Genomic DNA, 15,815 nt, shown 5'->3' with positions numbered 1-15,815 from the left:
TTGAAACACGCCTAGTTTCCGGTTCATGACATGTGACACAGATATCCTGATTTCGGGCGGCGGCGTGGCCGGGCTCACGGCGGCGGCGGCGTTTGGCAGCGCTGGATTTCGCGTGGTGATTGTTGATCCGACCCCGCCCGTTACGGATGAAAATTCCACTGGCGCTGATTTGCGAACCACTGCGTTTTTGCAACCCTCCCAACGGTTATTGGAACAGGCGGGGCTGTGGTCGCGGTTGGCGCCGTTTGCCGCGCCGCTGCAAATCATGCGCATTGTGGATGCCGGCGGCGTTGAGCCAGAGCCGCGCGTGATCAAAGATTTCGACGCGGCGGATTTGTCAGAATTGCCGTTTGGCTGGAACCTGCCCAATTGGCTGCTGCGCCGTGAAATGGTGGCGCGGTTGGCAGAGCTGGGCAATGTCGATTTCCGACCCGGAATTGGGTTTGCATCCATGGTGACCCGTCAGGCCCATGCGCGGGTACGTTTGAGCGATGGAACCTCGCTCAATTGCAAATTGGTCATCGGCGCGGATGGACGTAATTCAGCAGTGCGCAACGCGGCAGATATTGGCGTAAAAACAACGCGCTATGGACAGAAAGCCGTGGTTTTCGCGGTTACTCATGGGCTTGCGCATCAAAACATCTCAACCGAGGTACACCGGTCTGGCGGCCCGTTCACATTGGTGCCGCTGCCCGATCAGGATGGCCGCCCCTGTTCGTCGGTTGTCTGGATGGAAAAAGGCCCTGAATGCCTGCGTCTGGCTGCGCTCAGCGATGCTGATTTCGAAGCCGAAGCCACCGCGCGATCCGCCGGCATGTATGGGCAGCTGAAACTTGCTTCGAAACGACAGGTTTGGCCAATTATCAGCCAAATTGCCCATCAGATGACCGCCGAACGCACCGCATTGGTGGCCGAGGCCGCCCATGTGGTCCCCCCGATCGGGGCGCAGGGGCTCAATATGTCATTGGCCGATATGATTTGCCTGCTAGAGCTGGCGCAGGCCAATCCGGATCAATTGGGCGACGCAAAAATGATGCAAACCTATGAACGCCGCCGCCACCCTGAGGTCGCGTTGCGGGTGCGGGGCGTTGATGCGTTGAACCGCACATCAATGTTAGGTGCGCCCAGCCTGCGGGACCTGCGCGCCAAAGGGATCGAGGCGCTGTACAGCCTGACGCCTTTGCGCAAATCCTTGATGAAATTGGGTTTAGGGACAGGTCGATAAAGGGCGCAATACACTGCGCCCGCTCTTTTGTAGGTGAAATACCCGCGCCAAAGGCGGCTATTCCGTCAAAACCGCATCCAAAACCGGCAATAGACGCGCCACCGTAGCGTCCACGTCATAAAGTTTATCCAGCCCAAATAGCCCCAATCGGAATGTGCTGAACCCGTCTGGTTCGTCACATTGCAACGGAACCCCGGCGGCGATTTGCATGCCTTTGGCACCAAATTTGGACCCGTTTTGCATGCCGGGATCGCTGGTATAGCTGACCACAACCCCCGGCGCGCCAAACCCATCCGCCGCCACGGATACAATCCCGCGTTTGGCCAGTTCAGCCCGCACTTTGTCACCCAATTCCCATTGCGCATCACACAATTTGTCGATGCCATAGTCGCGGGTTTCGATCATCGTGTCACGAAGCTGGCGCAACCCGTCAGTCGGCATTGTGGCATGATAGGCATGGCCGCCGTTTTCATAGGCCTGCATAATCGACAGCCATTTCCCCAAATCACCGGCGAAACTGCTGGTACCATTGGTTTTTACCTGCTCCGCCGCATCCGTAGATAGCATGACCATCCCCGCGCAGGGCGTGCCTGACCACCCTTTTTGCGGGGCAGAGATCAGCACATCCACCCCCAGCGACTTCATATCGATCCACGCACAGCCCGACGCAATGCAATCCAGGATCATCACCGCCCCCACCTGATGCGCGGCCGCCGCCATGGTTGCGATATAGTCATCCGGCAAAATGATCCCCGAAGACGTTTCCACATGGGGCGCCACCACAACATTGGGGCGTTCCTTTTGGATGGTTTCGACCACCTGTTCGATTGGGGCGGGCGCAAATGGGGATTGCGCGGCATTCCCTGTGGGGCGGGCTTTTAGCACGATTTCTTCTACGTTTAGGTTGCAGGCTTCGACGATCTGGCTCCAACGGAAGGAAAACCAACCGTTCCGGATCACCAGCATTTTGCCGGACCCAGCAAATGACCGTGCCACGGATTCCATCGCAAATGTGCCGCCGCCGGGCACCAACGCAACCGCATCTGCCTGATACACATCCTTTAGTGTGTCCGAAATATCATTCATAACCCCCTGAAAAACCTTTGACATATGGTTCAACGACCGGTCCGTGAAAACGACGGAAAACTCTGACAATCCTTGGGGGTCGATATCGTTGCGCAATGCGGCCATGGGGAAACTCCTTTGATCCTCTAACGCTAACCTGCCAAGGCGAACTTGGCAATCATACCCCCAGTGGACCGGGGCGGCGTTCCTCGCTCAGCAAGACATTTGCCTCAACGTTGCCCACACCGGGCAGCATCATGACGCGGCGCCGCAAAACCCGTTCAAAGTCGCCTAAATCCCGCGCCACCACGCGCAGACGATAGTCATAAATGCCCAATACATGCTCGACCGATTGCACCTCTGGGATCGCGGACACAGCGCGTTCAAAATCCTCCAGCGACACCTGCCCTTTGGTGGCCAATTTCACCCCCAAAAACACCGTCACCCCAAATCCAAGCTTTTCCGCATCCAGAACCAACCGCGTGCCGGCAATGATCCCCAAATCCTTTAGCCGCCGGATCCGACGCCAAGTCGCAGGCTGACTGAGCCCAACTTTGCGTCCCATGGCCCCGGCACTTTGTCCCGAATCCTTGCTCAGCAGCTTTAGCAGCGCCCAATCCACGTCATCTAAGTCGAAATCATGGCTCATAGCGGTAACGTTTCTTGGTGTTTGACTTGGGAAATGGTCATCAACGCTTCGATGTCGGTGATATGCGGCAGCGTTAAAATGCGCCCGCGATAGATGTCCTGATAATGGGGCATGTCACGGGCGATGATCGACAAACGCACATCCACGCGCCCCAGAAAGGTTTGGATTTCAATCACCTCTGGCACGTCCCTTGCGGCGTCGATAAATTCGTCAAACGCCCGGCCTTCGGTTTTGTCCAATGTGACGCGCAAGGACACCTGCACCGCATAGCCCATCACCGCCCAGTCGATCACCGCCGCGCGTCCCTTTAGGATTCCCGCCTCTTCTAATCGGGTCAGGCGGCGTTGGGCCTTGGCGTTGGTTAAACCGGCCAGCTCGGCCAGTTCCGCAATGGTCAGGTCCGGGTCCGATTGCCACAGACGCAACAGGCGTCGATCAATGTCATCATGCATGATTTATCTGTAAATCAACCAAATCGCGAATAGAAGCTTTTTAATGTCGTAAAATTTACGCTTTCCTAGTCTCGCATTCATCGCAGTATCCGATATTGTGCCCCCAACACGAACCCAAACCAGAAAGGACCGCCAAAATGCGCGTCTATTACGATCGCGATTGCGATGTGAACCTGATCAAAGACAAAAAAGTAGCCATCCTTGGTTACGGCTCACAGGGCCATGCCCACGCGCTGAACCTGCGCGATAGTGGTGCGAAAAACCTGGTTGTGGCCCTGCGCGAAGGATCGCCAAGCCAAGCCAAAGCCGAAGGCGAAGGCCTGACCGTGATGGGCATCGCCGAAGCGGCGGCTTGGTGTGATGTGATCATGTTCACCATGCCCGACGAATTGCAGGCTGAAACCTACAAAAAATACGTCCACGACAACATCAAGCCCGGTGCAGCGATTGCATTTGCCCACGGCCTGAACGTTCACTTTGGCCTGATTGAGCCCAAAGAAGGCGTTGACGTGATCATGATGGCGCCCAAAGGCCCCGGTCACACTGTGCGCGGCGAATACACCAAAGGCGGCGGCGTTCCTTGCTTGATCGCGGTTGATACAGATGCATCTGGCAAAGCCCACGAAATCGGCCTGTCCTATTGCTCTGCTATCGGTGGCGGCCGGTCCGGCATCATCGAAACCAACTTCCGTCAGGAATGTGAAACTGACCTGTTCGGTGAACAGGCCGTTCTGTGTGGCGGTATCGTTGAACTGATCCGTTGTGGTTTCGAAACACTGGTCGAAGCAGGCTACGAGCCCGAAATGGCCTATTTCGAATGTCTGCACGAAACCAAGCTGATCGTTGATCTGATCTATGAAGGCGGCATCGCCAACATGGATTACTCGATCTCGAACACTGCGGAATACGGTCAATATGTGTCCGGCCCACGCATCCTGCCATATGACGAAACTAAAAAGCGGATGAAAGACGTGTTGTCTGACATTCAAACTGGTAAATTCGTCCGTGACTTCATGCTGGAAAACGCGGTTGGTCAGCCAACACTCAAAGCGTCCCGTCGTGCCAATGACGAACATGAAATCGAACAAGTTGGTGGCAAATTGCGCGCAATGATGCCATGGATTTCTGCAGGCAAAATGGTCGACAAATCTAAGAACTAAGTTTGGTTCAAACCAAAACTATTTCTCGGGGGCGTCCATCAGGATGCCCCCGATTGCGTTTAAGAGGTGCCATATGACCGATCAACCACGCCCATCAGATTGGATGTCTATTTTGGCCCTCGGCTTTGTCTGGGGTGGGACATTTATGGTTATTTCGCTTGCACTTGACGGATATGGCCCGCTGACGGTGGCCTGTGCGCGCACCACATTGGGCGCGCTCAGCCTGTTAGGATTGATGGCCGCCACAGGCCGCCCGATGCCCCGCCCTGCCCCCAAACTCTGGAGCAGCATTTTCTGGATCGGGATGTTTTCCACCGCCGTTCCGTTTTTGTTGCTCAGCTGGGGGATCCGGTTGGTGCCCTCGGCCTTTGCGGGTATTTCGATGGCAGCAGTGCCGCTGTTTGTGCTGCCATTGGCGCATGTGTTTTCCGATGAAAAACTGGTGATGCGGAAATTCGCCGGTGTTTTGATCGGCTTTGTCGGGGCGCTGGTTTTGATTGGTCCGGGTTTGGCAACATTGGGCCAAGGCAGCGAACCTTTGGCGCAATTGGCCTGTGTGGGTGCGGCGCTGTGCTATGCCGTATCGTCCATCACCACACGGCGTTGCCCCCCGATTGACCCGATCACATTATCCGCGCTCACTCTGGCTGTTGGGTCCATCGCATTGATCCCATTGATGTTATGGGTCGAAGGCGTGCCCGGCTGGGCCGGGGCAAAACCCGGATTTGCCATCCTGTTTTTGGGGCTGATCCCAACGGCGGCGGCGACATTGCTGCGCGTGCGGGTGATCCGCAGCGCCGGGGCGGTGTTTATGACTTTGGTGAATTATCAGGTGCCGATCTGGGCGATGATTTTTGGCGCGGTTGTTTTGTCCGAGGCTCTGCCGCTTAGGTTTTTTGCGGCATTGGGCCTGATTTTAACCGGGCTTGCTATCAGCCAGTGGTACAGCCTGAAACGGCTGCTCACTGGCAAATAACGCAGGTTTAGTAGCGTCCGATGATCACGTTGGTGACGGATTCCAGAACCTGACCGTCGGATGAGACTGCTTTGATATCAACGCTATAGCGGTTCCCTGCCCCACCGGAACACGGGGGCAGATATCCAACCGATGCATAATCCCCGGTGCCGCGTCCCGCAGACACAACCTGCGCCCCGCCGGGCAGGTTCGTGCTGTTGGCTGGGACCGCTGGCAGGGTCGTCACTGCCCCCTGAACCGGGAACCCGATCACACCATGGCCGCCATTGCGCGACAGGGGCCGATAGGATTTGTCGTTAAACTCTGCGATCAGCCATACCGCACCGTCAGGCACGCCAGACACCTGCATAGGTGGCGTTTCCCCATGGCCGCCCTGCAATGCGCAATGCTGGCCATTCGGGATGTTGCGACCGCCCCATGGGGCCTGCAATTCAACCGACATATCCGCCAGCGCGGTCCCTGCCGCCATGAAACAGACACATGTGGACGGCAAAATTTTTGAAAGAAAAGTGCGCATAAAAACCTCGTTTGACAGCTGAGGCCATGATCAACATGCGCACTCTGGTTCGTCAAGCGAGTTGCGTCGCCACGGTTTCTACTTCGCTAACAATGCTGTCAACAACGCGGGCCAACAGGGTTTCGTCTTCGCATTCGGCCATCACCCGGATCAACGGTTCGGTGCCCGATTTGCGGATCAAAAGCCGCCCTTTGCCGATCAAATCCGCCTCTGCTTGGGCGATGGCCGCTTTGACGTTTTGGGCATCAAGCGGCGTGACCCCGGCATCATAGCGGACATTTTTCAACATTTGCGGCACGGTTTCAAAGCTGCGGGTCAATGCCGATGCGGGTTTGTCCGCTTCGATCATCGCAGACAGGAATTGCAGCCCTGCCAACAGGCCATCACCGGTGGTTGCATAATCGGTCATCACGATGTGACCGGATTGCTCGCCGCCCAGATTATAGCCCCCGGCGCGCATGGCTTCGACGACGTAACGATCGCCAACATTGGTGCGTTCCAGACGCAGCCCACGGCCATCCAGATACCGTTCCAACCCCAGATTGGACATCACCGTCGCCACCAAGGTGCCGCCTGCCAATTTGCCCTGATCGGCCCAGCGTCCTGCCATCAACGCCATCAGCTGATCACCGTCGGCAACCTGACCGTTTTCGTCCAAAATCATCACACGATCGGCGTCACCATCCAGACAAATCCCCACATCCGCCCCGTGGCTTACGATCGCTTCGGCGGCGGTCTGAGGGCTGGTTGAGCCACAATTTTCGTTGATATTATAACCGTTTGGGTTGGTTCCGACGGGAATGACCTCTGCGCCCAGTTCCCACAGAACTTCGGGGGCCACTTTGTAGGCCGCCCCATTGGCGCAATCGATCACAACCTTTAACCCATCCAGCCGTTTTGTGCCCGGAAAGGTCGATTTCACCCGTTCAGCATAGCGAAACCGTCCATCATCAATCCGCTTGGCACGGCCGATATTCATGGCCTGCGCCGGATCGATTTCAGTTTCCAAAATGGCTTCGATGTCTTCTTCGGCTTCGTCAGATAATTTGAACCCGTCGGGGCCAAAAAATTTGATCCCGTTGTCGTAATGCGGGTTGTGGCTGGCGGAAATCATGATGCCCAGATCGGCCCGCATTGATGTGGTCAATAACCCAACTGCCGGCGTCGGAACCGGCCCCAGCAGCAGCACGTTCATGCCGGTGCTGGTCAACCCGGCGGTCAGCGCGTTTTCAAACATATACCCCGACAATCGCGTGTCTTTGCCGATCACAACCCGGTGGCCGTTGGACCCGTCATTGCGGAAATAGCGCCCCGCCGCGGCCCCCAATTTCAGCGCCAAATCCGCTGTCATAGGATAGGTATTGGCCCGTCCACGCACGCCATCTGTTCCAAAAAATTTGCGCATTACTCGTCCTCGTTCTTGTCCGCGTTTATGGCCAGTTCAAGCGTCAAAGCCTGTCTGGTTTCTGTTATATCATGAACGCGCAAAATCTGCGCGCCTTGGCGTGCTGCAAAAAGAGCAACAGCCACCGACCCCGGCATCCGATCTTTGGCATCTGGCGTCTGCGACAGGGTTCCGATGAACCGTTTTCGCGACGCGCCCAGCAGGATTGGACATCCAAGCGCATGATACAGGGATAAATGCCGAAGCAGATTCAAGTTATGTTGCACCGTCTTACCAAACCCGATGCCCGGATCGGTGATGATCCGTTCGGGTTTGATCCCCATCTCAAGTGCTGCGTTGATACGCGCGCCGAGATAGTCGTAAACATCGGTTACAACATTGGAATAGTAAGGGTTTTTCTGCATTGTTGCCGGGTCGCCCTGGGCATGCATCAAACAGATCGGTACATCCGCACGCGCCGCAACCCGTCCGATTTCCGGATCAAAGCTTAGGGCCGACACGTCATTGATCATGTCCGCGCCTGCATCCAATGCGGCCTGCGCAACGTCGGCTTTGCGGGTATCGATTGAAATCGGCGTGGTGATCCCAGCGTTGCGAATGGCATGGATCACTGGGGCCGTACGCTGAATTTCTTCTTTGGTATCAACAGTTTTTGCACCGGGACGAGTGGATTCACCACCAATATCAATGATGTCCGCATGGCGCGACAAATCCTGCGCGCGGGCAATTGCATCGCTTAGATCATCGTGATCCCCCCCGTCAGAAAAACTGTCGGGGGTTACGTTCAAAATCCCCATGATCCGCGGGCGATCCATGGATAGCCCACAGATATCGGCACGCGGCTGCGTTAGTTTAGTCAAAAGGTCCGCGCTCAGATCCTCTGGTAAAAACAATTCATCTGGATCGCCCGCCAGATCGGTGACCATGTCAAACCCAACATAGGAATTCCCGGCCAAGCTCTGATCCGCTCCGCCCCCCACCGATCCGGTCGACGCAATGGCCAATGGATAGGTCAATGTCGCGCTGGGTTGGGTCATGACAGCACCTTTTGCACGGGGTGGGATATTTTCGGGGTGGTTTCATCCTTCAACGTCAGATTGGGATTGCCGATTGAAATCAATGCGCTGGCGCCCATCAGATCAACAAACCAAGCGGTGATCGCATCTGTATCGCGCACGTCGCCCGGGCCATCCACCGCATCCAGAACCATCTTGGACGGGGCCCAAACGCTGATTTGCCCGTTGCGCATCGCCCAATCAAGCTCCGTTCGGCTATCGACCACCTTGCATCTGTCGTCCTGCGCGGCAATCACCCAAGCATTGACGTCATAAGCCAGCAGATCAATACGTTTTTGCGAGGTTTCATTGGACACCTGCGGCTGGTTTTGGGCCACCGGCCCCGCGATCAGGATCAAGGCCGTGTCGTCGCTGGCAGTCAACTGATCTATCCAATTGGGCAAATACCCAGCCGCAATGGCGGCATGAGACAGGGACACAATTCGCGGGCGTGGCAATGGGTCGGCGGACGTGACATTTGGCAGATGCCCCCGGTCACGCACAATTTCCACCCCCAGCGCATAAGGCCCGCGATCCACCTTTTCGATCCGGACAAAAACACGTTGCGCCTGAGGTTCCAATAGAATGCGATCCGCGACGTTTTCTGCCAATGTTTCCAACAGGTTCAAACGTTCCGCAGCCAGTTCGGCATCAATCGCTTCGCTCACGCGGTCATAGGACAAAATGCGATCCACATCATCCTCAAGCGGATCGGTCACAGCCCCCACTTCGACCACCACGTTGAATTTAACGCGCTGCATCACATCGCGTTCTAACTGGAACGCGCCAATTTCGACCTCTACCACATAATCCCGCAGCGAAATGCGATCCAGCGGCGCGGGCGAACTGGCCATGGATTTGGCCCGCTCAAGCAGGGGATCAAACGCGGTGCGGGTGGTATTGCTCATGCCAGATGCCTTTTGTGAGTGGTGATTTCACATACGCGCCCAAATCTGGTCGGGCAAGCAATCTGGTGTGACAATTTATGTCACAGGCGGTTTCAGGATCAAAACCGCCCGAGACTATGAAGGGTCATGTGCCTTAGTTGGACGCCGTGCGAACCGGCTGGCGGTAAAAATGATGCACGCCAATTGTCGCGGTGCGTGGGAACCGACGCGCCCAGGACGGGCTGACGGCGCGGGTGTGGTAATGGGTTGCGCCTTCGGTCAGATCCCGTGGTGCCCCATCCATCAACAGACGGGCAATGCGCCCTGTGCGCACAAAGGCGGCGGGTTCGTTGATATGTTCCGGACGGCCATCACATGTATAGGTGAACTGACAGGCAAATTGGCGCCCCGTGCCCTGATTGATCACCCCGCAGATCGAATTGGGGTAGCGGCTGCTATCGACCCGGTTCAAGATCACTTCGCCCACGGCAAACAGGCCACGCACACTTTCGCCGCGTGCCTCAAAATAAAGCGCCTCAGACAGGCAGCGCCATTCGGCATTGCCACTGGGGGCGGGCTGGGTGGCCAAAAATGCGTTGTCATAGGCGAAATTGCTGACGGTCGTTTCGATGTTGCGCGCGGATGCGGGTGGCGGCGCGGTCAGCGCGCTCAGGCGTGCAGATGGGATCACCTCGATGGCTTCGCGTTCAGACCCCAACAGAGCCTCAAGCCGCGCGGCCATCAAATCATTCGCCAGTACAGTGCCGGTTGATCCAAAAATTGCCATCGCAGCGATCATAAATTGAACGCGTTTTCCCACCAGTTTAAACATCATCGATCCCACCAAAGTCATGAGCAAGCCCTCATGCAGACCAAGGCGAATTACGGCAATATCTGCTTAAAAGATAGGCTTTGAGGCGCAAACCGGCTTTGCGATACGAAAATGTCACGGATAAATTGAGGCGTCGACAGGATGTTGGCCTCCCCCCTTGTGTCGCCCCAAAATCTAGATTGCCGCATGATCCCGAATAGCCAGCTGCGCCGCGGATAATCGCGCAACAGGCACCCGGAATGGCGAACAGGACACATAATCGAATCCCTTTGAGCGGCAAAAATCGATCGCAGAGCGGCTTCCGCCATGTTCGCCACAGATCGACAATGTGATGTCAGGCACAGATTCGCGGGCACGTTCTGCGCCAATCGACAGCAATTCCCCGACGCCTTCGACGTCCAATGTGTGGAACGGGTCCTCTTCGTAGACGCCCTGCTGCACATAGACCGACATAAACCGCCCCGCATCGTCGCGTGACAACCCATAGGTCATTTGCGTTAAATCATTGGTGCCAAATGATAAAAACGCCGAATGTTCTGCAATGTCATTTGCCCGCAATGCCGCGCGTGGCGTTTCAACCATCACCCCTAGCCGATAATCAAACGCCTCTCCGGTTTCGTTGGCGACACTGGCCGCGATGCCGTCGATATTGGTTTTGACCAACTCGACCTCTTTCATCGCACTGACCAAGGGAATCATCACCTCGGGCACCACCGGGGCGCCGTTTCGGCTGGCTTCGATTGTGGCTTCGAAAATCGCGCGGGCCTGCATTTCGTAGATTTCGGGGATCGTGACCCCCAAACGCACGCCGCGCATCCCCAACATGGGGTTGTATTCTTCTAGCGCTTCGACGCGGGACTGAATGTCGCTCATGGTTAGGCCCAGCGCATCGGCCAGTTCGCGCATCCCTGATTTGTCAAAGGGTAGGAATTCGTGCAGCGGCGGATCAAACAGCCGGATACAGACGGGTTGGCCCTGCATGATTTCGAACAACTCAATGAAATCAGCACGCTGCATCGGCAGCAGCCGATCCAGAACAGCACGGCGATCCTCTGGGCTGTCGGCGAAAATCATTTCACGCATCACCGCCATACGCCCCGGTTCAAAGAACATATGTTCCGTCCGACACAGCCCAATTCCCTGCGCCGCAAAGTTGCGCGCCGTCTGGGCATCTGCGGGCGTATCGGCATTGGCGCGCACACCGATGTCGCGATAATCATCCGCCCAATCGAGCAACGTTTTAAACGCACCGTCCAATGCCGCCTCTAGCATCGGGGGTTCCCCAGCCAGAACATCACCGCTGGTGCCATCCACTGTGACGGTGTCGCCTTCGGAAAAACGGCGCCCATCAGGGGCGACGATTTGCTTGGCTTTGCGATCAATCACCAAATCAGAGGCGCCTACAACACAGGGAACACCAATGCCGCGACCAATCACCGCCGCATGGCTGGTCACGCCGCCGCGCAACGTCAGAACCGCTTGGGCGACATGCATGCCACGGATGTCTTCGGGGGTGGTTTCACGGCGCACCAGCACACAGGCTTCGCCCCGCGCCGCCGAGGCCTGCGCGTCATTGGCGGTAAATACCAGCCGCCCTGTGGCCGCACCGGGCGACGCAGCAATCCCGCGCACAATCAGGTCGCGGTCCGCGTCTGGGTTGACCTGACGATGCAGCAATTCGGACAGGGCTGTAGGTTCGACGCGCATGATCGCTTCTTGGCGCGGAATGATGCCATCCTCAGCCAATGCAACAGCGATCCGCACCTTGGCGCGCGACGTGCGCTGGACCAGCACCGCGTCCAAAATACGCAGAACGCCATCTTCGAGGGTGAATTCGATCTGCATCTCTTCGCGCAGGCTTTTGCGGCAAATTCCGCCAAATTTCAGCAATTGCGCAAAGGCTTCTGGGCAGATCTCTTGGAGGGATTTCCCCCGAGGATCCTTGGTCAGATATAGGGCACCGGATTCAGCCGTCAGCGCTTCGCGCCCCTGAGATTGGCTTAGATATCGCCCTGTGATTTGATGTAATCCATTGTTTGCATTCACAAACTCGATGACGCCTGATCCGCTTTCGCCTTTGCCGACGCCCAATGCCATCGCCTGAACCACGAGCCCAAGTCCCGCATCCGCAGGGGCCCCTCTGGCTTGGCGCAGCAATCTGGCGGTTGTGCCTTCCCATGCGCGTGCCATGGATGCCAAAACCGCTGAAATCTGACGGGCGGGATCCTGTGGAAATGGCTCATCCATTTCCTCTTCATAGGCTTTTAACGCCAATGCCAACGCTTCGTGGGTTGGCGTTTCGGGCAGATCAAAACTGTCCGGGTCCAGATGCGCCACTTCGACGGCGTAGGATTGAATGAACCGTAAATACAGGGACGTTGCGGCCGCTTCTCCGACGGTTTTGCACATTTTCGCATGCAACTGATCCGTCATGCCGATGTTCAGAATCGCACCGGGTCCCCCCCAGTCCGGGTCTTGGCTGCTAGGGCGCACAGATAAGAGCGGCGCATCCCCAAAAGGTTCCAGAATTTCCGTCACATCCGGCATCAGACCTTCGGCGATCTTTTTGACCGCATCAAAGGACAAGGCCACCGTTGTCGGTACCGGCAAGTCGAGCCGCACCAAACGCTGAAGGCATTTGGCACGACCACCATGAATGGCGGCGGACATCGGCACAGACGGTGTAATCAACGTCGTGTCGGGATATGCAATTTCATTCTGCAACGCAGCATCCTTTCAGAGGCACCATAGGGCCCCAGCGATTCGCTGCAAGGTTTCTGTTAAGAAACTGTTAATTTTGCGCGAATGATCAGCCTTCGATTCGGTTTAAATCAGCGACCGACAAACAGATCCCCCGGATACGGCTCAGCAAATTCAGCCGGTTGCGACGCAAAATCTGGCTTTCTGCATTGACCTGAACCGCCTCAAAAAACGCATCAATCGGCGCGCGCAAGCTGGCCATTGCTGCCATGGCTTGACCAAAATCCTCAGATTCCAGGGCCGGGGCGATCGTGGCTTCGGCCTGATCCAGCGCTGCAAACAGGGCCTTTTCGCTGTCATCTTCGGCATATTTCACGTCCGCACCGTAGGAATATTCGACACCATCCTTTTCTTCGGCTTGGGTCAGGATGTTGTTGGCGCGTTTATAGCCCTGCAACAGGTTTTCCCCATCATCCGTGGCCAGAACCGCGGACAACGCTGACGCTCGGTTCACCAACAACAGCAAATCATCATTGCCCGGCATCGCCAAACAGGCGTCGATCACATCATGCCGGATGCCTTCGTCGCGCAAATGCTGTTTCAACCGATCATGAAAGAAGCCAAGCAAACTGACAGAGGCATCTGGCACCTTCTTTTGCACCAGTTCAACAAAGTCGCCCTCAGGACGGTCCAGCGCATCAATGACACTGCGATAGGCCGCTCCGAAAACACCATGTTTGGCGATTTCCGTTGCGATATCTTCGAGCACCAGAATGTCTTGGGCACTCGCGGTGGTGCGGTTCAACTCAATCTTGTGTTTGAGCAATTGAAGATCAAAGAAATGATCCAAACGCAGACGAAGTTTATTGTCCAAAATCAAACGGATAACCCCAAGAGCCGCACGGCGCAGCGCATAAGGATCCTTTGAGCCAGTGGGCTTTTCATCGATGATCCAGAACCCGGTCAACGTGTCCAGTTTGTCGGCCAATGCAACGCTGACGGATACCGGCGCGGTGGGCACGTCATCGGATGGGCCAAGGGGCTGGTAATGTTCCTGTGCCGCCGCAGCGATATCGTCGTTATGCCCCGCCGGACCGGCGTAATAACGGCCCATCAGCCCCTGTAGCTCAGGGAATTCATAAACCATTTCAGAGCTCAGATCGACCTTGGCCCAACGCGCCGCCTGTCCGGCAATATCTGCATCGGCACCCGCAATCGGCGCCAGCGATTGCGCAAGCCCGGCAATACGGTCAATCCGTGCGGCCTGACTGCCCAATTGATTGTGGAAGGTCACATTTTCAAGGCTGTCGATCCAGCCCTGCGCGCCCTGTTCTGCCACACGTAAGTCATTCTGCCAAAAGAATTTTGCATCCGCCAGACGGGCCGCCAGAACCTTTTGGTTCCCGGCCAAAATAGTGGCGCCATTGTCAGAGGTTTCAACATTCGCAACCGTAACAAATCGCACGATCTGGCCTGATTTTGGGTCCCGAACTGAAAAGAATTTTTGGTGTTCTTTCATCGAAGTTGTCAGAACTTCTGGTGGCAATGCCAGAAAATCGGCGCCAATTTCGCCCATCAGAACGACCGGCCATTCAACCAGCCCAGCGACTTCGGCCAGCAGAGCTTTGTCTTCGACCAGTTCCAGCCCAACCGCAAAAGCCTGATTGGACGCATCCTGCCAAATTGCGTCGGCGCGTTCATCTGCGCGCAACACCACCTTGGCCTGCTTTAACTTTACTTCGTAATCATCGAATGACGTGACACGAATTGCGCCCTCAGATAGAAAACGATGCCCCATCGTGGTGTCGCCAGAAACAATCCCATCCACGTCCATCGGAACAACTTTTGCGCCGGTATCGTCGGTCAAAATGCACAGGATCGAATGCAGCGGTCGCACCCAACGCAACGCACCAGCCCCCCAGCGCATGGATTTTGGCCAAGGGAAGTTGCGGATTGTTGCTTCTAGAACATCTGCGATTATGTCCGCGGCGGGTCGGCCTTTATGTTCGATTATTGCAAAATACACTTCGCCTTTGGGCGTTTCACGCGCCACAAGGTCGGATTTTTGCACGCCCGCCCCCCGAAGGAAGCCTTCCAATGCCTTGTCTGGTGCACCGACTTTGGGGCCTTTGCGTTCTTCGCGTGTATCCGGGCTTTCGCTGCTCAGGCCTTCGATGGTCAGGGTCAAACGACGCGGTGTCGAAAAACTGGCCGCAGAGGCATAGGTCAGGCCAGCCTCGACCAAGCCATCTGTGATCAGCTTTTTCAGATCCGCGGCGGCCTTGGCCTGCATACGGGCGGGAATTTCTTCGGAAAACAGTTCAATCAGAAGATCCGGCATTTAGTTCCCCTCTTCGGGCAGAGCAGTTTCAAGCTGCGACGCATCAGGGGGCGTCGGGCAATTTTCGGGTGCGGGCTGGCCGTCAAAGACCACTTCGCCGCATGTATTGATCTGATGCCAGGAAAACGCCCGGCCATCAGGCATCACCGCAACAATGCGATCAATGCCGTATTTGATATTTTCCTGCCCCAGAAACGCGATTGCATCCCCGGTTTCCAAAAACGCGCCAATTTCAGCCGCATCAAAACAGTCAAACCAATCCGGAGCGTGATTGGGTTCTGCAGCCTCATAGGTCAGGAATTCTTCGGTCAACGCGGCCTGCGACATCGGGATGTCAAAACATGCCCGATACCGGATCGGAGAAGAGTCGCTGTCAATCGCCTTGAAGTTTTCGAACATTATCTCTTCTGGTTCGCCGGTGATCAGCGATGTGAGTTGCACATTTCCAACCTGAGGCGCTGATACCTCTTCGTAATAGGCATAGACCTGAAGGTAGTACAAAAAGACACCTGCAAACACGGCAGACATGACGATGGCTCCTATCGCTATCT

General features: G+C 56.2%; 14 protein-coding genes. 3 read left to right on the top strand and 11 right to left on the bottom strand.

Annotated features, from left to right (window positions below; translation table 11 throughout):
* Positions 1-25: 25 nt before the first annotated feature.
* Complete coding sequence (locus AB1F12_RS05350; RefSeq protein ID WP_368187131.1) at positions 26-1,225, top strand: UbiH/UbiF family hydroxylase; 1,200 nt, start codon at positions 26-28, stop codon at positions 1,223-1,225.
* 57 nt (positions 1,226-1,282) lie between these two features.
* Here AB1F12_RS05350 and AB1F12_RS05345 read toward each other — a convergent pair whose 3' ends face one another.
* From AB1F12_RS05345 to AB1F12_RS05335, 3 genes are read right to left on the bottom strand one after another with little or no spacing between them, the layout of a single operon-like run.
* The gene (locus AB1F12_RS05345) at positions 1,283-2,416 is read right to left on the bottom strand and encodes an aminotransferase class V-fold PLP-dependent enzyme (protein WP_368187130.1); all 1,134 of its coding nucleotides are present in this window, start codon (positions 2,414-2,416) and stop codon (positions 1,283-1,285) included.
* 52 nt (positions 2,417-2,468) lie between these two features.
* A complete protein-coding gene (locus AB1F12_RS05340) occupies positions 2,469-2,939 on the bottom strand; it encodes an Lrp/AsnC family transcriptional regulator (protein WP_368187129.1) in 471 nt (156 codons plus the stop codon).
* Complete coding sequence (locus tag AB1F12_RS05335) at positions 2,936-3,391, bottom strand: Lrp/AsnC family transcriptional regulator (protein WP_368187128.1); 456 nt, start codon at positions 3,389-3,391, stop codon at positions 2,936-2,938. Before AB1F12_RS05335 ends, AB1F12_RS05340 begins: the two co-directional genes overlap by 4 nt.
* Before the next feature lie 137 nt (positions 3,392-3,528).
* Between AB1F12_RS05335 and ilvC the strand changes: the two genes are divergently transcribed.
* On the top strand, positions 3,529-4,551 hold the full coding sequence (gene ilvC, locus AB1F12_RS05330; RefSeq protein WP_368187127.1) for a ketol-acid reductoisomerase: 1,023 nt from the start codon (positions 3,529-3,531) through the stop codon (positions 4,549-4,551).
* Positions 4,552-4,624: 73 nt separating this feature from the next.
* Positions 4,625-5,527 carry a DMT family transporter gene (locus AB1F12_RS05325; protein ID WP_368187126.1) on the top strand — a complete coding sequence of 301 codons (903 nt, stop codon included), beginning with the start codon at positions 4,625-4,627 and terminating at the stop codon, positions 5,525-5,527.
* Between the two features lie 7 nt (positions 5,528-5,534).
* Here the strand turns inward: AB1F12_RS05325 and AB1F12_RS05320 are convergent, their stop codons facing one another.
* The 8 genes from AB1F12_RS05320 to AB1F12_RS05285 form a co-directional block, all read right to left on the bottom strand.
* Positions 5,535-6,044 (bottom strand): hypothetical protein, encoded by a 510-nt coding sequence (locus AB1F12_RS05320; protein WP_368187124.1) that lies wholly within the window; start codon positions 6,042-6,044, stop codon positions 5,535-5,537.
* A 52-nt stretch (positions 6,045-6,096) separates the two neighbouring features.
* Positions 6,097-7,449, bottom strand: a complete 1,353-nt coding sequence (glmM, locus tag AB1F12_RS05315) for a phosphoglucosamine mutase (protein ID WP_368187122.1) — start codon at positions 7,447-7,449, stop codon at positions 6,097-6,099.
* Entirely contained in the window at positions 7,449-8,375 is a 927-nt protein-coding gene (folP, locus tag AB1F12_RS05310; protein WP_368188282.1) for a dihydropteroate synthase, read from the bottom strand. Before folP ends, glmM begins: the two co-directional genes overlap by 1 nt.
* 107 nt (positions 8,376-8,482) lie before the next feature.
* Positions 8,483-9,412 (bottom strand): dihydroneopterin aldolase, encoded by a 930-nt coding sequence (locus AB1F12_RS05305; protein ID WP_368187121.1) that lies wholly within the window; start codon positions 9,410-9,412, stop codon positions 8,483-8,485.
* A gap of 133 nt (positions 9,413-9,545) precedes the next feature.
* Positions 9,546-10,178 (bottom strand): cell wall hydrolase, encoded by a 633-nt coding sequence (locus AB1F12_RS05300; RefSeq protein ID WP_368188279.1) that lies wholly within the window; start codon positions 10,176-10,178, stop codon positions 9,546-9,548.
* Between the two features lie 219 nt (positions 10,179-10,397).
* Positions 10,398-12,893, bottom strand: a complete 2,496-nt coding sequence (locus AB1F12_RS05295) for a putative PEP-binding protein (RefSeq protein ID WP_368188277.1) — start codon at positions 12,891-12,893, stop codon at positions 10,398-10,400.
* A 139-nt stretch (positions 12,894-13,032) separates the two neighbouring features.
* Positions 13,033-15,264 carry a glycine--tRNA ligase subunit beta gene (glyS, locus tag AB1F12_RS05290; protein ID WP_368187120.1) on the bottom strand — a complete coding sequence of 744 codons (2,232 nt, stop codon included), beginning with the start codon at positions 15,262-15,264 and terminating at the stop codon, positions 13,033-13,035.
* Complete coding sequence (locus AB1F12_RS05285; RefSeq protein ID WP_368187118.1) at positions 15,265-15,792, bottom strand: DUF6446 family protein; 528 nt, start codon at positions 15,790-15,792, stop codon at positions 15,265-15,267.
* Between the last annotated feature and the right edge of the window lie 23 nt (positions 15,793-15,815).

Source organism: Aestuariibius sp. HNIBRBA575 (assembly GCF_040932005.1).
GTDB lineage: Bacteria > Pseudomonadota > Alphaproteobacteria > Rhodobacterales > Rhodobacteraceae > CANLNM01.
The sequence above is the reverse complement of the archived record's forward strand: the minus strand, read 5'-3'. Positions and strand labels throughout refer to the sequence as shown.